At 71.5% G+C, this 15391-nt stretch carries 15 protein-coding genes and 1 pseudogene; 6 read left to right on the forward strand and 10 right to left on the reverse strand.

The window, feature by feature from the left end:
- Positions 1–29: 29 nt before the first annotated feature.
- The 4 genes from ligD to NH2_RS06535 all read right to left on the reverse strand — a co-directional run bounded on the left by ligD (position 30) and on the right by NH2_RS06535 (position 3364).
- Positions 30–1034, reverse strand: a complete 1005-nt coding sequence (gene ligD / locus NH2_RS06520) for a non-homologous end-joining DNA ligase (RefSeq protein WP_067649820.1) — start codon at positions 1032–1034, stop codon at positions 30–32.
- A complete protein-coding gene (locus NH2_RS06525) occupies positions 1031–2113 on the reverse strand; it encodes an ATP-dependent DNA ligase (protein ID WP_218021667.1) in 1083 nt (360 codons plus the stop codon). Before NH2_RS06525 ends, ligD begins: the two co-directional genes overlap by 4 nt.
- Before the next feature lie 137 nt (positions 2114–2250).
- Entirely contained in the window at positions 2251–2646 is a 396-nt protein-coding gene (locus NH2_RS06530) for a cold-shock protein (protein ID WP_067649826.1), read from the reverse strand.
- A gap of 91 nt (positions 2647–2737) precedes the next feature.
- A complete protein-coding gene (locus NH2_RS06535) occupies positions 2738–3364 on the reverse strand; it encodes a TetR/AcrR family transcriptional regulator (protein ID WP_067649829.1) in 627 nt (208 codons plus the stop codon).
- A gap of 1064 nt (positions 3365–4428) precedes the next feature.
- Between NH2_RS06535 and NH2_RS06545 the strand changes: the two genes are divergently transcribed.
- Complete coding sequence (locus NH2_RS06545; RefSeq protein WP_067649835.1) at positions 4429–4662, forward strand: DUF397 domain-containing protein; 234 nt, start codon at positions 4429–4431, stop codon at positions 4660–4662.
- A gap of 148 nt (positions 4663–4810) precedes the next feature.
- Positions 4811–5767, forward strand: coding sequence for a Sco1979 family transcriptional regulator (locus NH2_RS06550; RefSeq protein WP_084505280.1), 957 nt, complete (start codon positions 4811–4813; stop codon positions 5765–5767).
- Between the two features lie 264 nt (positions 5768–6031).
- Here the strand turns inward: NH2_RS06550 and NH2_RS06555 are convergent, their stop codons facing one another.
- The 4 genes from NH2_RS06555 to NH2_RS06570 all read right to left on the reverse strand — a co-directional run bounded on the left by NH2_RS06555 (position 6032) and on the right by NH2_RS06570 (position 8390).
- Positions 6032–6262, reverse strand: a complete 231-nt coding sequence (locus tag NH2_RS06555; RefSeq protein WP_084505413.1) for a hypothetical protein — start codon at positions 6260–6262, stop codon at positions 6032–6034.
- Positions 6263–6885: 623 nt separating this feature from the next.
- Positions 6886–7539: an NAD(P)H-binding protein gene (locus NH2_RS06560; protein WP_067649838.1), complete on the reverse strand. Its 654-nt coding sequence runs from the start codon at positions 7537–7539 to the stop codon at positions 6886–6888.
- 39 nt (positions 7540–7578) lie between these two features.
- Positions 7579–8094, reverse strand: a complete 516-nt coding sequence (locus tag NH2_RS06565; protein WP_067649841.1) for a DUF2599 domain-containing protein — start codon at positions 8092–8094, stop codon at positions 7579–7581.
- A gap of 47 nt (positions 8095–8141) precedes the next feature.
- Positions 8142–8390 (reverse strand): hypothetical protein, encoded by a 249-nt coding sequence (locus tag NH2_RS06570; protein WP_067649844.1) that lies wholly within the window; start codon positions 8388–8390, stop codon positions 8142–8144.
- 282 nt (positions 8391–8672) lie between these two features.
- Here NH2_RS06570 and NH2_RS06575 point away from each other — a divergent pair, with 282 nt between their 5' ends.
- The 4 genes from NH2_RS06575 (at position 8673) to NH2_RS06590 (ending at position 13972) form a co-directional block, all read left to right on the forward strand.
- Entirely contained in the window at positions 8673–9899 is a 1227-nt protein-coding gene (locus NH2_RS06575) for a lipase family protein (RefSeq protein ID WP_067649847.1), read from the forward strand.
- 214 nt (positions 9900–10113) lie between these two features.
- A complete protein-coding gene (locus NH2_RS06580) occupies positions 10114–11556 on the forward strand; it encodes a lipase family protein (protein ID WP_067649850.1) in 1443 nt (480 codons plus the stop codon).
- A gap of 141 nt (positions 11557–11697) precedes the next feature.
- On the forward strand, positions 11698–12759 hold the full coding sequence (locus NH2_RS06585) for a fused (3R)-hydroxyacyl-ACP dehydratase subunits HadA/HadB (RefSeq protein WP_067649853.1): 1062 nt from the start codon (positions 11698–11700) through the stop codon (positions 12757–12759).
- Between the two features lie 283 nt (positions 12760–13042).
- Complete coding sequence (locus tag NH2_RS06590; RefSeq protein WP_501193504.1) at positions 13043–13972, forward strand: Sco1979 family transcriptional regulator; 930 nt, start codon at positions 13043–13045, stop codon at positions 13970–13972.
- 115 nt (positions 13973–14087) lie between these two features.
- Here NH2_RS06590 and NH2_RS06595 read toward each other — a convergent pair whose 3' ends face one another.
- Positions 14088–15062, reverse strand: coding sequence for a helix-turn-helix transcriptional regulator (locus NH2_RS06595; protein WP_067649858.1), 975 nt, complete (start codon positions 15060–15062; stop codon positions 14088–14090).
- Positions 15063–15141: 79 nt separating this feature from the next.
- A pseudogene (locus tag NH2_RS29640) lies at positions 15142–15327 on the reverse strand (TetR/AcrR family transcriptional regulator); the annotation flags it as partial.
- Between the last annotated feature and the right edge of the window lie 64 nt (positions 15328–15391).

Genomic DNA, 15391 nt, shown 5'->3' on the forward strand with positions numbered 1-15391 from the left:
GCACCCTATCGCCGCGGGACGCCCGCCGGTCAGCCTTCCTTGCGCGCCTTGCTCGGCTGTACCCGCGGCGGTTCGTTCGGCATCTTGGGATAGTTGGGTGGCCAGGGCGCGTCCATCAGGCCGTCGGCCAGGTCGCGCTCGGACCACTCCAGCAGGGTGGCGATGGACTGCGGGGTGCGGCCGGCCCAGGGATCGCCGTGCTCGCGGAGCAGAGCGGGGACGGTGGCGATGGTGAGCTCCTCGGGGACCACGGTCGCCAGCGCCTCCCAGGTGAGCGGCGTCGAGACCTGCGCGCCGACCTTCGGGCGCACGCACCACGCGCCGAAAACCGTCTTGTGCGGGGCGTTCTGGTTGTAGTCGACGAAGACGCGGCTGCCGCGCTCCTCCTTCCACCAGGCGGCGGTGATGGTCTCCGGGTACCTGCGCTCGAGTTCGCGGGCGAGCGCGACGGCGGCGGCGCGCACCTGGTAGGCGTCCCAGCGCGGTTCCAGGTCGATGTAGAGGTGCAGGCCGCGGGAGCCGGAGGTCTTGACCCAGGTGCGCATGCCGAGTTCGGCGCAGAGCTCGCGGACGCGGAGGGCGGCGGCGCGCAGCTCGGCGAAGCCGATGCCGGGGGAGGGGTCGAGGTCGATTCGGAGTTCGTCGGCGATCGCCATCTCCGGCACGCGGTGCGGCCAGACGTGGAAGCCGAGGCAGCCCAGGTTCACCGCCCAGAGCACGTGCGCGAGGTCGTGCGCGACCAGGGCGTCGCCGGTGGTGCCGTTGGGGGTGGCGACCTCGACGGTGTGCAGCCAGTGCGGGGCGTTGGCAGGCACCCGCTTCTGGAACCAGGACTTGCCGGAGGCGCCGTCGGGGTAGCGCTCCAGCATGAGCGGGCGGTCGCCGATGGCGCGCAGCAGCGGCTCGGCGACGGCCTCGTAGTAACGCACCAGGTCGAGCTTGGTCTCGCCGCGCTTGGTGAAGTAGACCTTGTCCGGGTTGCTGATGGTGACCGTGCGGTCGCCTGCCTCGATCTCGATGCCCTTGGTGCTCACCGGGTCTCCTCGCGGAAGAGGGCGTGCAGCTCGGCCGGGGCCACCTCGTCGAGCTGGGCGTAGGTGCAGGATTCCGGGGTGCGGTCGGTGCGGAAGCGGACCAGCCTGCCGCCGTGCCGGAGCCGCCCGGACTGCACGTGCTCGTAGCGCACCTCGGCGACCAGCTCGACGCGCAGCGCCTCCCAGGAGAGGTCCTTGCCGCCGGTCCAGCGGCTCACCCCGCCCGGCATCTTGCCCTCGGCGGCGGCCTGCGCGGCGGCGTCGGCCCACTCCTTCCACGGATGCTCGGCCAGCGCGTTCTCCCGCAGCGGGGCCAGCTCGTCGACGAGTTCGCGGCGCCGGGCCGCGGTGAAGCTGCTGGCCACGCCGACGTGATGCAGCCTGCCCTCGTCGTCGAAGAGCCCGAGCAGCAGCGAGCCCACGCCCTCGCCGTCCTTGTGCCAGCGGAACCCGGCGACCGCGCAGTCCGCGGTGCGCTCGTGCTTGACCTTGAGCATCACCCGCTTGTCCTGCTGGTACGGCTCGTCGTCGCGCTTCACCATGACGCCGTCGAAGCCGGCGCCCTCGAACCGGGTGAACCAGTCCTCGGCGACCTCGGGATCGCGGGTGATCGGGGTCAGGTGTACCCGGGCCAGGGTGGTGTCGAGGATGCCCTCCAGCCTGCGGCGGCGCTCGGCGAAGGGCTGCTCGGTGAGGTCCTCGTCGCCGAGCGCGAGCAGGTCGAAGGCGACGAAGCTGGCCGGGGTCTCCTTCGCCAGCTTGGCGACCCGGGAGGCGGCGGGGTGCAGGCGGTTCTGCAGGGTGTCGAAGTCGAGGCCGTCGTCGGTGACCACCACGATCTCGCCGTCCACCACGCAGCGCGGTGGCAGCGCCTCGGCCAGCAACTCGGCGACCTCGGGGAAGTAGCGGGTGAGCGGGCGGTCGTTGCGCGACCCCAGCTCGACCTCGTCCCCGTCGCGGAACACCACGCAGCGGAACCCGTCCCACTTGGGCTCGAACGCGAGCCCCGCTTCCCGCGGCACGGCGGGAGCGGTCTTCGCCAGCATCGGCCGTACCGGTGGCATCACAGGCAGATCCACGCAACCTCCTCGGTCGAAAGACAGACGCCCCGACAACCCGAAACTCATCGTTGCACGAGCCTCAGGACGTAACCCGACCACAAGGGGGGCGAGTCTTCAGAGCCCCCGGAGGTAACCCGCCCGGCGCAGCCGGGTAATCAAACACCACCCTCGATCCACCCGTGTTGCTCGGCGAACTCGGTGAGCCGGTCGCGGATCGTGAGGATCTCACCGGCGGTGAGCGCCGGACTCGCCTCGAGCAGCAGTTCCGTCACGAGACGTTTGTGCTCCTCGGCCCCGAGCGGCCCGGCGGCGCGATCGCGCCGGTGCTGCCGCGGCGCGGGGGTGGGCCCGGCGGCGGTGAGGTTGATCGCCTTCGGCCCGCGGTCACCCTCGGTCATGTCGAATTCGAAGACCCTGCCCTGGCGCAGCTCGTCCTCGTCCAGGCCGATGTCGTTCACGTGGACGAAGACGTCGGGGCCGCCGTCCTCGGGGCGGATGAACCCGAATCCACGTGCGGCGTCGAACGACACCAATTTCCCGATGGCCACCAACTCGCTCCTCGCCGTCGCCGTGCGGCCACTGTAGCTCGGGGGGCGGGAGCGGGCCGGGGGAAAGCCGCCTTCTGTCGGGCGCCGCCGCGGATCAGGGCCGATACAGCGCGCGGTAGGCGGTGATGGTCGCCACCAGGTGGTCGGTCATCTGGTCCCGGGTGGCCCGCAGCGACCCGTTCAGCCAGGCCGCGAAGACCCCGGCATTGCCGCTGGCCATGGCGACCGCGGCGAGCCTGCGTCGTACCGGATCCGCGATGTGCGCGAAGAGGTGGTCCTGCAGCAGCCGGGTGAAGGCGGGCATGACCGCGATGGTGGTCTGCCCGAGCCCGGTGCTGGAGTACGGCTCGACCAGGAAGAGCCGGGACTTGCGCGGGTCGTCGAGCACCTTGTCCACCAGCAGCTCGGAGAGCGCCCGGTCCCTCGACGGGTCGTCGGCGACGGCGAAGGCCGTCATCGGCTCCAGGAATTCCTCGGCGACCTGGCGGTACAGCACGTCGAGCAGCTCGTCGCGGCCGGCGAAGCTCTCGTAGAAGTAGCGGTCGGTGAGCCCGGCCCGGCGGCAGACGGCCCGCATGGTGACCCCGGCGGCGCCGGATTCGCCGATCAGGTCGAGCGCCGCGTCCAGCAGACCGGCGCGGCGGGCCTCCCGGCGCTCGGTGAGCGTGGTCCCACCCCAGATCCGGGCTCCCGTGTCGTCGGCTGGTCTGTCGGTCTGCACGGCCTCACCCTAGTCGGTGGTGGTCATGGCTCCGGCCTGCGGCTCCGCGGGTTTCCGGCAAACGGGAATCGACATACCGAACGGAAGGTTTTCGATGAATTGCCGAAATCGCCGGGTCCGTTCTTCCAAGAATAAAAACCGACCGCCTGGAATTGTTCTAGCCGGGTGAACATCGGAATTCGAGAAAACCGGCACTCGTGCCGAATATCGAAGCGGTTATTCGTCGTCCAGGCCGGCTGAGAGATACGCCGCCGCCGCGAGCCACTGCCTGCAGCTGGGGCCGTGCGCGTCGTGCGCCCGCAGCATCTCCCTCGCCTGACGGTAGGTGAGCCCGCGCGGCTCCGAATTGCAATCCGGCACAGTCGAATCCGGCACCGGGCGCGGAATCTGCGCGCTGATCGCGGTGGCCCCGGCGATCCCTGTCCGGTGGGAGGTTCGGAATGGCTGGCTCATCTGGACCGCCCCTCACGTCTGGCTGCGGGAGGCGTCGACACCAGCGGGAACGGCCCGCCGGGCCGAGATGGAGATACCGCGTGCCTCCCCGACTTTCGAGGTCGAGTTTTACATTCATCGCTTACAAATGCAAGTACATCTGTACGAACGATCGACGTCCGCGACGGTCGGGCTCACCGATCTTGCTGGTGCCGATCACCGTTGTGCCTCACGCCCTTCCGGCCTCGCCGCCGGTCCGGGAGAAGGGCCGCGCGCGCCGGGCCGGGTGGGGTCGAGGATACCGGTGCCGTGCCGGGCGGCGCCGTGCCAGAGTTGCCGGATCCGCCACGATCGCGGATCGGTTGCGGCGCGGCGTCTTTGGGTTGGCGCGCGACAGGCAGGGCACTCCCTGTGGGTGGCGCTGGGAAGCCGGGCCGGTAAGGGCACTTGATCGCGAGATCCGGCCTGGCAGTGGCGACGTGGGGGTAAACGCCAGGTCAACGACGTTCCCCGAGACCGCCCCTGACCCCGGCGCCCGTGCTACAGTCCGGACTGTGGGTACAGATGCAAGAACGTTTGCGTGTGCATCTGCAAATTCTGGCGATCTGTCGTAGGAAAACAGGAGACCGAGAATGTCTGCAACATCGGTGCGTGCAACGGAGCGGCCGGCCGACGACGCGTGGAAGAAGAGCACCTTCAGCAATCCGAGCGGGAACTGCGTGGAAGTCGCGGAGACCAGCAACGGCCTGGTGGCGGTGCGCAATTCGCGGGAGCCGGACGGCGCGGTGATCTACTACACCCGCCCGGAGATCGACGCCTTCGTGCGCGGCGCGAAAGCGGGAGAGTTCGACTATCTCACCGCCTGAGCGGTAGTATTGGCGATCGGTGCGGTGTGCCCCACGGCTCGAAGGGTGTTCGGCGAGTAAAGCTGTTCGTGCAAACGAGAAAACAGCGGAAACTCGGAGCGGTGGTGGCACACTGTGGGCTATCCCCGAGTATCGGAGAAGAACCTCCATGATCGCTGAACCCGACGGCTTCGACGAAACCGACGGCACAACCGGCTCCGGCAGCCTCGACGGCTCCGCGGTCCCCGCATCGGGCGGCCGCGGCACCCCCGCCCCCGATCGCGGGCCCACCGTGCTGCGCATCGCGCTCGGCGGCCAGCTCCGGAAGCTCCGGGAACACAAGAACATCACGCGTGAGCAGGCGGGGGATCACATCCGCGGTTCGCACGCGAAGATCAGCAGGCTCGAGCTCGGCCGCACCGGCTTCAAGGAGCGCGACATCCGCGATCTGCTGACGCTCTACGGCGTCACCGATCGAGCGCAGCGCGACGAATTCCTCGAGCTCGCCCGGCAGGCGAACGAGCCGGGCTGGTGGCACCACTACAACGATCTGCTGCCCTCGTGGTTCGGCACCTACCTGGGGCTGGAGCAGGCGGCGAGCAAGATCCGCACCTACGAGGCGCACCTCATTCCCGGGCTGCTGCAGACCCCGGACTACACCAGGGCCGTGGTCTCGCTCGGCTACGAGGACGCCAATACCGAACGTCGCGTCGACATGCGGATGCGCAGGCAGGAGATCCTCACCCGCACCGACCCGCCGGTGGTCTGGGCGGTCGTGGACGAGGCGGCGCTGCACCGCCCGGTCGGTGGCCCGGCCGTGCACCGCGCGCAGATGGAGCACCTGATCGAGCTCGCCGCGCTGCCCAATGTCACGCTGCAGGTACTGCCCTACACCGCCGGCGAGCACGCCGCGGCGGGCAGCTCGTTCAGCATCCTGCGCTTCGCCGAGCAGGAGCTGCCCGACGTCGTCTACCTCGAGCACCTGACCAGCGCGCTCTACCTCGACCGCAGGCAGGATCTGGCGCTCTACCTCTCGGTCATGGACCGGCTGAGCGTGCAGGCCGCGACGCCGGAGGCGTCGCTGAAGCTCTTCGCGGAGTACGCCGAGAAGGTCGACCCGCGGTAGGAACCATCCCCAGACCAGCGCCGCACCGGTGAATACCGGTGCGGCGCTGGTGTTCTCGGCCCCGTGCTCGCGCGCGCCGGTGGGGACGCGCGCGGTACGCCGAAGTCCTGTTCGGTTGTGGCCCGCCACCCGCCGGACCGTTCGTGACGGTGGCCGGGCGGGTGCCGGGCGCGACGGCACCGGCGCGGCGGCGGATCGGCGCCGTCGCGCGCGGATGCGGCGCCCGCCCGCGCCGGGCTCAGCGAGCCGCGCGGGCGGTGCGGATCACGGCGTCAGGCAGGTGGCGGCGATCCGCCAGAAGGTGTCCGGCTGCAGTGCCTCGACATCCCAGTCGTCGGAGAGCGCGTGCGCCGTGCTGACGATGCGGTCGATGTCGAAGTCGGCGCGGGTGGCCGCCCCCGTCGATTCGACCGCATGGATGACGAAGGCCGTCGCGGACTCCCGCGTGCCGATCATCGCTGCCTGTTGCCCGTACCGGGCCGAGAAAGTGCTCATGATCAAACCGTTCGCCGGCCCGTCGGCCAGTGCGATCCCGGCGGCGCCGTCGCGATCGCCGTGTAGTGGTGGATTCATTCGATTAACCCCTTACCTCCGACGGCAGTGAACACCCGGCAACAAATCGCCGGCCACTCCCTGCCGTGGCCTCCCTGTGTCCCCTGTCGTGCGTTGCGCGACCGAGTTTAGGGCTGCCCGCCTTTCAAATGCAAGCACATCTGTACATCCGCCTGACTGTCGGAAACACCGGCCAAAACGTTACGGACCAGTAATTACGCGTGGTAAAGGGTGGTTGGAGCGCCAGTTTTCGGTGGGCATCCGGGGGCTGCACCACGAGTCTTTCAGATCTGCGAATCCCGCGCCGGAGGCAGCTGTGGCCGTAAATATTCCGGTTGAGAACCGGCGGACTCTGCGTATTCGCCGGTCCGGCCCGGTTTGCCTGTGAAGCTCATTCGGGAATCGAGTTATTCGGACGGGTGACCAGTTGCCTGTGGCGCTCGGTATCCGGTATTCCTCCCCGCCGTGCCGGGTGCGCGCCCGGGCCAATTGCCGGGAATGGCGGCAGGCCTTTCCGCTTTATTTGCCGGGAGAAAGCCGGGCGCGCACCGACGGCTATTTCGGAGTTACCGGAGCGCGGCGAGCGCCGCCGCGATCGGAGTTTCCCCGGCGACCACTTCCAGGGTTGCTCCGGCCGTTTCCGGGGCGTCCAGCAGCGCCAGCAGCACCGCCGCGACATCGGCGCGCGGAATGTCGGAGCGGCCGACCCGTTGCCCGATCGTGACCGAGCCGGTGGCCGGGTCGTCGGTGAGCCGGCCCGGCCGCAGCACGGTCCAGTCCAGGTCGCGGTCGCGCAGATCCTGCTCGGCCTGGGTCTTGGCGTCCAGGTAGGCGCGCCACACCTCGTCGGTGCCCGCGGGCGCGGGCTCGCCGGCGCCCATGGCCGAGATCTGCAGAAAGCGGCGCACGCCGACGGCCTCGGCGGCGGTGGCGGCCATCACCGAGCCGTCCCGGTCCACGGTGTACTTGCGCGCGGCGCCGCTGCCCGGCCCCGCGCCCGCCGCGAAGACCACGGCGTCGGCGCCCGCCAGCGCGGCGGCGAGTTCATCGGGGCCGGTGTTCTCCACATCGAGCAGCACCGGCCGGGCGCCGGTGGCGGCCACCTCGGCCTCGTGCGCCGGATTGCGGATCAGCGCCACCGGCTCGTCGCCGCGCTCGCTGAGCAGCCCCGCCAGCAGCAGGGCGATCTTGCCGTGTCCACCCACCAGGACGACACGCATGGTGATCTCCTTCCGGTTCGCTTCGCCCGGCGCCGGAGATCAGCGCTCCGGGCCGCCGGGATTACAGGCCGCCTGCACCACCGCGTCGTAGCCGACGGCCGGACGCCAGGGTTCCAGATTCCAGCTCGGCTTGGTGGGAGCGGCCAGCCGCGCCCATACCCAGTGGCAGCGGAACTGGTCGTACATGCCGGGGGTGTCGGCGTCCGGTGCGCCGGTGAGAATCTCCAGCCAGGCGCGGTTCTCGGCGCCGGGGAAGGGGGTGCGGCGCCCGGCCTCGGTGGGGAAGACCAGCAGCCGGGCGCCGTCCTGGCCCGCGGTCCACTCGGTGCGGTCGATGAGCGGCAGGCCGGCGTAGGGGTCGACGGTGGGCAGCCCGGCCGCGGTCAGCTCGGGGGCGGGACGGGGCAGCGTGCTGCTGGTACTCGGCGTTGCCGTCGGGGCCGGCGCCGTCGTTGTGGTCGGAACGGCGGCGGCCGGTTCGTCCGCACCGCACCCCGCCGTGAGCGCGACGGCGGCCGAGACCGCCGCGAATACTCCGCTTACCCGCCTCGACACGCTCCGGTCCTCCCCGTTCGGCACCCGGCGAGCCTAGCGGGTGCGGGTCAGTGCCAGAGCGAGCGGCAGGGCAGCCTGCCCAGCTCGGGGCGCACCTTGCCGTCCACGGTCACGGTGAGCCCGGCCTGCACCGCGGCGGAGGTGAACTCCCATGCCTCGGTGTGCGTGGCCGCGTACTCCAGGACCAGCAGATCGTCCGGGCTCGGGCCGTCGAAGTAGACGGTGATCCGGCGGGTGGGAACCTCCTCGGTGCCGACGAGTGGGTAGCGGGCCGTGCTGGTGACCGTGCTGTCCATGACGCCGTCTCCTTTCCGGCGCCGGAATGCGACGCCGCCCCTCGACGGTAAATCCAGCACCATGGCCGGGAACATGTTCCGTCGCGGGGCTTGGACAACTCACAGCCCCCTCCGGGGCCGGTGTGGCGTTCTCACGAGGGGGACCAGCGGGGACCCACGTCCGGTTCACAGCGAAACCGCCCGGTGGTTGTGACGTGTCGGTATGTTGTCATCGCGCTCGTCGGACCGGGGTCTTTGCGAACAGTGATGGTCGGTAGCTCGTAGCCAAAGAAGGGCGGAGCCATGGGTCGTACGCGGGTCGTTCTGCGGGGATCGCGAAGACGGTTGGTGGTGCTCGCCGCCCTCGCCATCGGGCTGGCGCCCGCGGCGCCGCCGGGCACCGCCGCCCCGCTCTACCCCGATCCCGACCCCGACCCCTTCTACTCCGCCCCCGCCGACATCGCCGAGCTGGCGCCGGGCGACGTGATCGCGGTGCGGCCGATGCCCGCCCTGCCCGCCTTCCCGGCGACCGCGGTGACGGTGGTGCGCTTCCGCTCCACCAGCTCGGAGGGCGCGCCCATCGCGGCGACCACCACCGTGCTCACCCCGCGCGGGCACCGGCCGGACGGGCCGCTGCTCTCCTACCAGCACATCATCAACGGCCTCGGTGCCGAGTGCTCGGTCTCCCGGGTGCTCTACACCTCGGACCCCGATCTCACCGTGAAGGAGGCGCCCGCGCTGAACCTCGCGCTGGCCAGGGGCTGGAGCGTCGCGCTTCCCGATCACCTGGGCCCCAACTTCGCCTACGGCGCCGCCAAGCTCGGCGGCATGATCACCCTGGACGGCATCCGCGCGGTCAGGCAGGTCGGCGAGCTCGGTGTCGGCGGCTCGCCGGTGACGATGGCCGGGTACTCCGGCGGCGGCATGGCCACCGCGTGGGCGGCGGCGCTCGCCCCGCGCTACGCGCCGGAGCTGGAGATCGCGGGCGCCGCGCTCGGCGGGGTGCCGATGAACCTGGTGTCGATGATGGAGCGGCTCGGCTTCGCCGCGCACCCGGTCTTCGGGCTGGCGCTGGCCGCGGGGCTCGGGCTGGAGCGCGAGTACCCGGACCGATTCCCGCTCAGCGAGCAGCTCAACGACCGCGGCCTGGCGGCGCGCGCGGTCATGGCCAACAGCTGCACCAACGGCATCATCGCCGCGGGCGCGGGCCGCGGCGTCATGGACTTCGCCCGCACCACCTCCATGATCGGCAGCCCCACCGCCCGCGCGGTGGTGGAGGAGAACAGCCTCGAGCTCTACGACGGCGTCCCGGACATGCCGATCTACGAATGGCATTCGCCGATCGACGGGCTCATCCCGATCGACGCCATCGTGCAGACCGATCGGCGCTGGTGCGCGGCGGGCACCCCGCTGCAGGCCGAGCTCACCCCGGTGCCCGATCACCTCACCGCCGCGGTGCTCGGCGTGCCCGGCGCCCTCACCTGGCTGGAGGGCCGCTTCCGGGGAGATCCGGCGCCGAGCAACTGCTGAGGCGTGACAAACGGGTCGCGAGATTGTCTCGGCGCCCGGTTTCCGATTGCGAATCGGCGACGCACCCCCAACGGAACGAATACACGCACCTGCGAGCAACCTTCGTCCCCCACACTGATCTCCCTGGCCTCGGTGCCGGAGGGGGGATTTCGGGGGCCGGAGTCCGCACTTCTCCGATGCCGTGGCAACGCCACCGCACCCGGGGATGTGTGCCATGCGAACTCGTGCCACTGTCGTCACGCTGTTGCTCTGCCTTCCGATCATCGCGGCGCCGGCCGCGTTCGCGGAGCCTGCCGAGCCGCCGCCGGCTCCGCCCATGCTGAATCTGCCCGGGCTGCCGCCGATTCCGCTGCCGGTGCTGCCGGCGCCCGCCCCGGCGGCGGGCATCCCGGTGCCGCCGCTGCACGAGCTGGTGGACGCGCTGGTGCCCGCCCCGCCGGTGCCGATGCTCCCGGTGCCTGCCGCCGGGGGCGAAGTGCCCGAGCTGGCACCGGATCTCGCGGCGTTCCGGCAGGCGGTGCTGCCCGCCGCCACCGGTGACCCGCTCTTCGACGGCTGGCCGCTCGACCTCGCCGACCGGCTGCCCGGCGAGGTGCTGGAGATCCGCGACGTCACCGCCTCGGCGGCGCCGCTGATGCTGGTGCCGATCCGGCAGGCCACGCTGCTCAAGTTCCGCACCACCGACGCGCACGGCGCGCCCTCCTTCGCCACCGCGACGCTGGTGGTGCCCGCCGCGCCGTGGACCGGCGACGGCCCGCGGCCGGTGCTGGTGAACAACCTGCCGATCGACGCGCTCGGCAAGCGCTGCACTCCCGGCTACACCATGGCGCACGGCCTCTCCTTCGATACCAATGTCACCGACTTCGTCCCGCCGACCACCGCGCTGGCCGCCGCCCGCGGCTACGCGGTGCTCATCCCGGACCACGAGGGGCCGTGGATGGCCTACGCCGAGCCGGTGGTCGCCGGGCACGCCGTGCTCGATGCCATCCGCGCGGCGCGCGGCTGGAACCACGAGGAGTTCGCCGAGAGCCGCTTCGCCATGACCGGGTACTCCGGCGGGGCGATCGCCACCCACGGCGCGGTGAAGATGCTGCCCGGCTACGCCCCCGAGCTCGCCGACGCGGTGGTCGGCGCCGCGCTCGGCGGGGTGCCCGCCGACTTCGAGATCCTGGCCCGCAGCATGAACGCGAACCTGGCGTCCGGGGTGTTCATGGGCGCCATCCTGGCCATCGGCCGGGAGCGGCCGGAGATCCTGGACCGGATCAACCACCTGGGCCGCTGGGTCGCGCTCTCGCCGATCAAGGACGAGTGCATCGGGGTCTTCGCGCTGCCTGGGCTGCTGCAGCTGCCGATCGACGTGGCCGCCGACATGGCGAACCCGCTCGGCTCCGAGCTCGCCGCCGAGATCTACGAGGTGACCAGGATGCCCGGCATCCGCACCCCGGTGCCGCTCTACATCTACAACGGCGACCAGGAGTTCTGGATCCCGGCCGAGGGCGCGCGCAACCTGTACCGGGAGCAGTGCGCGCTCGGCGCGAACGCCGTCTACCGCGGAGTGCTCGGCGAGCACATCATCGGCGCGGCGACCGGCTACCCGGAAGCGGTGGGTTGGCTGGACCAGCGACTCGGCGGGGTTCCGGCGATCTCGGAGTGCTGATGTGAGCCTTCGGCGCACGCCGTGCGTCCGCATTGTTGCCCGGCACAGAATCGGCGGCGGCGGCGCGGTCCGCGGCGCGGGGGGCGGTACCGTGAGCCGCTCCGGTCGCACCCGGCGGGCGGAGTTCGCGGAGAGAACCAGATGAACGACAGCACCACCGTCGCCTCCGACCAGGCGAAGGCCCTGGTCGGGTCGCACTTCCGGCTCGCTGACCACTTCGAGGTCGGGCGGGAGAAGATCCGCGAGTTCGCCAGGGCGGTGCAGGACCACCACCCCGCGCACTGGCGCGAGGACGCCGCCGCCGAGCTCGGGTACAAGGGCGTCATCGCCCCGCTGACCTTCCCGTCCATCGTGTGGATGCTCATGCAGCGCGCGCTCTTCGAGTCGGTGCTCACCGGTTACGACATCAGCCAGATGCTGCAGACCGAGCAGCGCATCCGGATGCACCGGCCGCTGGTCGCGGGCGATGTGCTCGGCTGCGACGCCTGGTTCGAGTCGTTCCGGCAGTTCGGCGACAAGGACTTCCTGGTCAGCCGGAATGTGCTGACCGATGCCGAGGGGCAGGTGCTGCAGACCGCGCACACCACGGTGGTCGCGCAGACCGGCCCGGCCCGGGTCACCGGCTTCGCCGACGCGGTGGACGGGGTGATCATGACCGGCAGCTCGCTGAGCGCCCGCACCGGCGCGGCGGCGGGCCCGGCCGAGCCGGGCCTCGTCCCGGTCACCGGCGAGCCGGACGCCGCGCCGGGGGTGCACGAGTCGGCGGTGCGCATCCCGCGCACCCGGCTCGCCTTCGAGGAGTTGCGGGTCGGCGACGAGCTGCCCGCCCGCTCCTTCCCGCTCTCCCGCGGCGACCTGGTGAACTACGCCGGGGTCTCCGGCGACACCAACCCGATCCACTTCAGCGACGAGATCGCGGCGGCCATCGGGCTGCCGGACGTGGTCGCGCACGGACTGCTCACCATGGGGCTCGGCGCCGGCTACCTCAGCGCCTGGCTCGGCGACCCGGCCGCGGTCGTCGAATACGGCGTCCGGTTCAGCGGTTTCGCGCCGGTGGCCGCCGCCCGTGCGGCATCGGTGCGGTTCACCGGACGAGTCAGGGCGCTGGATCCGGTGCGCCGCTCGGCCACCCTGAGCATCGGCGCCACCTGCGGCGGCAGCAAACTCTTCGGCAAGGCGAGCGCGGAGGTGCTGCTGCGCTGAGCCGTCAGGGCAGGGCGGGGGGCGATGCCGGGTCGCGGAGCCCGGTCGCGGTGCCGGTCGATCACAACGGCGAGGCCGGAGCGTGTTCCGCTATGCTCAGCGATTGCCCTGCGCCGGTGCGGAATTCGCTGTTCGTGCAGATGTAAGCACAGATGAGTGCGCCGATGTGAACCGGCGTCGGTGATCGTGGATTCATGTCGTATCCCCATGGCAGTATCGGTCCATGCGAGCCTCGCAAGGACGACTCTCCCCCGTGCGGAACAGCGAAACGCGGTACTCAGAAGTGCAATCTTCAGACGAATCGCCCGATTCGGTTCCGGCCCGCGGGGGTGAGGGCGGGCCGACCGCGCTGCGGATGGTGCTCGGCGCCCGGCTGCGCAGGCTGCGTGAGGCCTGCGGCATCACCAGGGAGGGCGCGGGCGAGGCGATCCGCGGCTCGCACTCCAAGATCAGCAGGCTGGAGCTGGGCCGCACCGGTTTCCGCGAGCGCGACCTGAACGACCTGCTCGCGCTCTACGGCGTCACCGATCCCGAGGAGTGCGCGGAGTACCTGGAGCTGGCCAGGCAGGCCAATGCCTCCGGCTGGTGGCACCGGGACAACGACTGGCTGCCCAAGTGGTTCGACACCTACCTCGGGCTGGAGAACGCGGCGCGGCTGATCCGCGGCTTCGAGCCGCGCGTGGTGCCCGACCTGCTGCAGACCCCCGAGTACGCCCGCGCCCTCATCGCGCTCGCGCACCCGGGGGAGACCGAGGACGTGATCGAGCGCCGGGTCGCGCTGCGCATGCGCCGCCAGGAGATCCTCGACCGTCCCGACCCGCCGCAGCTCTGGCTGGTGGTCGAGGAGGCCGCGCTGCGCCGCCCGATCGGCGGCTCCATGATTTGGCAGGCCCAGCTGGACCACCTGGAGCAGGCGGCGGCGCGGCCGAACGTCACGGTGCAGGTGATCGCCGACCACGTGGGCGGCCCCGCGGTGGCCGACGGCAGCTTCACCGTGCTCCGCTTCGCCGAGCCCGACCTGCCCGACATCGTCTACCTGCAGCAACTCACCAGCGCGCTCTACCTGGACAAGCGCGCCGACGTGGACGCCTACCTCGCCGTCGCCAACCAGCTCTCCGTGCACGCGGCCCCGCCGGAGTACACCCCGGGGCTGCTCGCCGCGCTGCGCAGGCGGCAGCCGGAGATCATGGACCGCCCGGCCGGGGAGCAGTAGCACCGAATACGACGCAGCCGCGCCGCGCGGGCTCCGGTAGCCGAGTGCCCGTGTGGCGCCCCCGGCGGGCGGGGGCGCCGGGAACGGTCCGCGCCGCGGCGATCCGGGGACCGGGTCAGCCGCGCAGCGTGCGCACCGGGAGGCGGCCGTACCGCCGCTGGTAGGCGGCGGCGAACCGGCCGGGGCTGGAGAAACCCCAGCGCAGCGCGATTCCGGCGACGGTCTGGCCGTCGCCGGGGATCGCGGCGATCAGATCGGCGTTGGCGCGCTCCAGCCGGATCTCGCGCAGGTAGCCGAGCGGGGTGGTGTCGTGGTGGGTGCGGAAGGCGTACTGCAGCGCGCGCGGCGTGACCCCGGCCGCCACCGCGATATCGGCGACGGTGACCGGCTCCGCGGCGTGGTCGTGCAGGAACTCGGTCGCCCGGCCGAGCGCGGTGCCCGCGGCAGCGCCGGTCTGCGGCGCGGCGCCGGTCATGGTGGTGTTCGGGAAGACCGCGAGCGCGGAAGCGGCCAGCGCCGCGGCGAATTCGGTGGCGACCAGCGCATTGCCGAGCGCCGAGCCGGCGGTGAAGAGCTCGCGGCAGACGGTGTGGAACAGCCCGTTCCACCACCGGGAGGCGGACTCCGAGACCGGCTGGAAGCCGAGGAAGCGGAAATCGCCCGCCGCCGTGCCGAGTTCGGCCGCCGCCGCCAGCACCGGGGCCAGCGGCAGCCGCAGCCCCGGCATGTCGACCCGGTCGGCGTCGAAGCGCAGCTCGGTGCCGAGCGGGAAGAGCACCGTCGGCCCGCCCGCGTACTGCCGCAGCTCCCGGTCGGCGCCGCCGACGGTCAGCCGTCCCGCGGTGAGCCGGGTGACGAACAGGTAGTCGATGGGCTCGGTGTCCACCCGGTAGCCGATGGTGGAGCTGATCCGATCGGCGGCGAGCAGGCCGTTGCTCGCGGTCGCCACCGCTACCGCGGCGTCCGGGCCGACGTCGTGGAAGGCGGTGTGGTTGCCGACGTAGAGCTGCTCGAACACCGCGGTCGCCGCGTCGGCGTCGGCGGCGCGGAACTCCGCGTGCCGGATGGGCAGCGCTGCCGGTGGGGCCATGGCCGTTCTCCTGCCCGGTACCGATTGCAAGGGACCTGCCGACGGTACCCCGCCCGGACGCACCGAATCCCGGACCGGCGATCCCGGTCAGGTAGGCGGCGATCCGCTCGCGCGGCGCGTCGATCCCGGCGAGGCTCGCCTCGACGGCGTCGGTCGCGCGCTCGAAGAAGTGCACCGTCGCGGCGGTGACCAGCCGCTCCTTGCTGCCCGCCAGGGTGTAGAGCGCCGACTTCGAGCAGCGCAGCCTGGCCGCGATGGCATCCAGCGGGCCGACAGTACTCTGAGGTGGCATCGAGTACTGATGCCCGTACCCAGTTCGAGGAGAGCCT

Source organism: Nocardia harenae NBRC 108248 (assembly GCF_001612885.1).
GTDB classification, from domain to species: domain Bacteria; phylum Actinomycetota; class Actinomycetes; order Mycobacteriales; family Mycobacteriaceae; genus Nocardia; species Nocardia harenae.

Excerpts from the sequence above, each read along its gene's own strand:
- NH2_RS06545 (WP_067649835.1), top strand. The coding sequence starts at position 4,429 with ATGTCTGCAACATCGGTGCGTGCAACGGAGCGGCCGGCCGACGACGCG.
- NH2_RS06550 (WP_084505280.1), top strand. The coding sequence starts at position 4,811 with ATGATCGCTGAACCCGACGGCTTCGACGAAACCGACGGCACAACCGGC.
- NH2_RS06555 (WP_084505413.1), bottom strand. The coding sequence starts at position 6,262 with ATGAGCACTTTCTCGGCCCGGTACGGGCAACAGGCAGCGATGATCGGC.
- NH2_RS06560 (WP_067649838.1), bottom strand. The coding sequence starts at position 7,539 with ATGCGTGTCGTCCTGGTGGGTGGACACGGCAAGATCGCCCTGCTGCTG.
- NH2_RS06570 (WP_067649844.1), bottom strand. The coding sequence starts at position 8,390 with ATGGACAGCACGGTCACCAGCACGGCCCGCTACCCACTCGTCGGCACC.
- NH2_RS06575 (WP_067649847.1), top strand. The coding sequence starts at position 8,673 with ATGGGTCGTACGCGGGTCGTTCTGCGGGGATCGCGAAGACGGTTGGTG.
- NH2_RS06580 (WP_067649850.1), top strand. The coding sequence starts at position 10,114 with ATGCGAACTCGTGCCACTGTCGTCACGCTGTTGCTCTGCCTTCCGATC.
- NH2_RS06585 (WP_067649853.1), top strand. The coding sequence starts at position 11,698 with ATGAACGACAGCACCACCGTCGCCTCCGACCAGGCGAAGGCCCTGGTC.
- NH2_RS06595 (WP_067649858.1), bottom strand. The coding sequence starts at position 15,062 with ATGGCCCCACCGGCAGCGCTGCCCATCCGGCACGCGGAGTTCCGCGCC.